This window comes from Marinoscillum furvescens DSM 4134 (genome assembly GCF_003386095.1).
GTDB lineage: Bacteria > Bacteroidota > Bacteroidia > Cytophagales > Cyclobacteriaceae > Marinoscillum > Marinoscillum furvescens.
The window spans coordinates 1-1,968 of the sequence record NZ_QREG01000052.1; the positions used below are offsets into that span (position 1 = coordinate 1).

At 44.8% G+C, this 1,968-nt stretch carries 1 protein-coding gene; it reads left to right on the forward strand.

All coding sequences use genetic code 11. From position 1 onward, the window contains the following. The first annotated feature begins 478 nt into the window (after positions 1-478). Positions 479-1,849, forward strand: a complete 1,371-nt coding sequence (gene ltrA / locus C7460_RS23375; protein WP_115870558.1) for a group II intron reverse transcriptase/maturase — start codon at positions 479-481, stop codon at positions 1,847-1,849. The last annotated feature ends 119 nt before the right edge of the window (positions 1,850-1,968 follow it).

The window sequence follows — 1,968 nt, forward strand, 5'->3', positions numbered from 1 at the left end:
CGTTAGTGTGCCACGAAGTGGTACAAATCCAATGGGTGTAAATCCCAACAGGGCAATTGTCTGTTCACCCTGAAGAAGACTGGACAGTATGCAGCGCGAGCTGCCCGCTGGAGCTCTGGAATTCGAATAATCAAGCCGTAATGCTTTACGCGTGAACCCGATATTAGCTTCGAGATAGCTTAGCCTGTAGTTTGGGGAGATTGTTGACGATATCGAACCCTGTCACACTGAAAGGATAAACAGTCATATGAATTTCAGTGAACTACCGGAGTAATAGGGATGGCGTGATTATAGATGGATTTGTGGCAAACGTGGGAGATCTTCTGTTCTAAAAGGCTGGCAACCTTAAATGTCTGGATATAAGTAGTACGAAGTTTTAGGCAGGAATAGAAGAAGTCGGAGGAGCCCATATTACCAATGACACCTGAGACAACATAACTCAGATCAGGGAAGGGGCTCTACTTTAGCAAAGCTTACAATGAAAAACAGAACGACATGTATTGACGAGAGTCTATTAGCACGTCCGTCGGAAAGCGACGAGAGAGTTCGTGTTTTACAAAGGAAGCTATATGTTCGAGCCAAGAGAGAAAAAGGCTTCAAAGGGTATAGTCTGTATGATAAGATATGTCAGGACTATTTTCTATTGACGGCCTACCATCGAGTAAAACACAACTACTCAAAAGGTGTAGGAGTAGACGGGCAAAGTTTCGCTGCGATTGAGGAAGGCGGAGTACTGGATTTCCTCACAAAGATCCAGCAAGACTTGCAAGTCCGACGTTACCGCTGCAGTCCTGTTCGGCAGGTGCTGATCCCCAAAGAAACCAAAGGAGAATATCGGAAACTAGGCATTCCCACGATCCGGGATCGAGTGGTGCAGATGGCCGTTAAGATGGCTATTGAACCCCTATGGGAAGCCGATTTTTGTGAGACCTCTTACGGTTTTCGTCCAAAGAAGAGCGCAAGAGATGCTATAAGGCAAGTAAAGGAGAACATTTATGCAGGTCATAAATTTGTTTATGACGCAGACTTATCAAAGTACTTTGATACGATCCCGCATGGAAAGTTATTCAAGCTCTTAAAGCAACGCGTTAAGGACGGAGGGATACTGGATCTAATCCAGCAGTGGTTGACAGCTCCAGTACAACTACTGGATGGTACACTGGAAAGCAGCAAAGAAGGAACACCACAAGGTGGCGTCATCTCACCTCTGCTGTCCAACATTTACCTACACGCATTTGATAGGATTGTGAACAATCCAGATGGAAAGTTTGCCAGGGCAGGCATCCGCATGGTGCGCTATGCTGATGACTGGTTGCTCATGGGTAAGTGGTACTTCAGTAAAAGTATATTGAGGTACATCGATCAGATAATGAGCAACATGGGGTTAAAGCTGAATAAGGAGAAGACCAGGCTACTTCACATTAACAAGAGCAGTCTATTTTTCCTTGGGTTTGAGTTTCGGAGCATTCCATCAAAGTTTACATGGAACCACCGGAACTATACCAACATACAGCCGAGCATAAAGTCCAGAAGCAAGCTGTTTTCTGTACTCAAAGAGCTATTCAGGAAACGCAAGCATTGGACAATAGAATGGATCGTATGGAAGCTTAACCCTGTACTGAGAGGATGGTTAAACTACTTTTCTATCAGTAAAGTCAGCCACATATGGGACACCATAAGGGTGATTAAACAACATCTGTCTTACAAGCTCTACAAATGGATGAAGGGTAAAGGTCGAAAAGCGCATAGGAAGCTACGCCAGCGACCCTACGAGAATCTGGTTAAGTTTTATGGCCTGCTAGATCTGGAAGAATATGCGCGTTTAAAGACACTCTCAAAAGCTGAATAAGAATGCTATCGGTAAGCCGTGTGAGGGAAAACTTCATGCACGGTTTGATGAAGGGGGCGCTGGCAGTTCTATTTCGCTATATTTATAGCAACATGTAGGGCTGTCAGGCTCTACTCTAC

Bases quoted from the DNA above. Each gene is read 5' to 3' on its own strand.
- ltrA (WP_115870558.1), top strand. From the start codon at position 479: ATGAAAAACAGAACGACATGTATTGACGAGAGTCTATTAGCACGTCCG.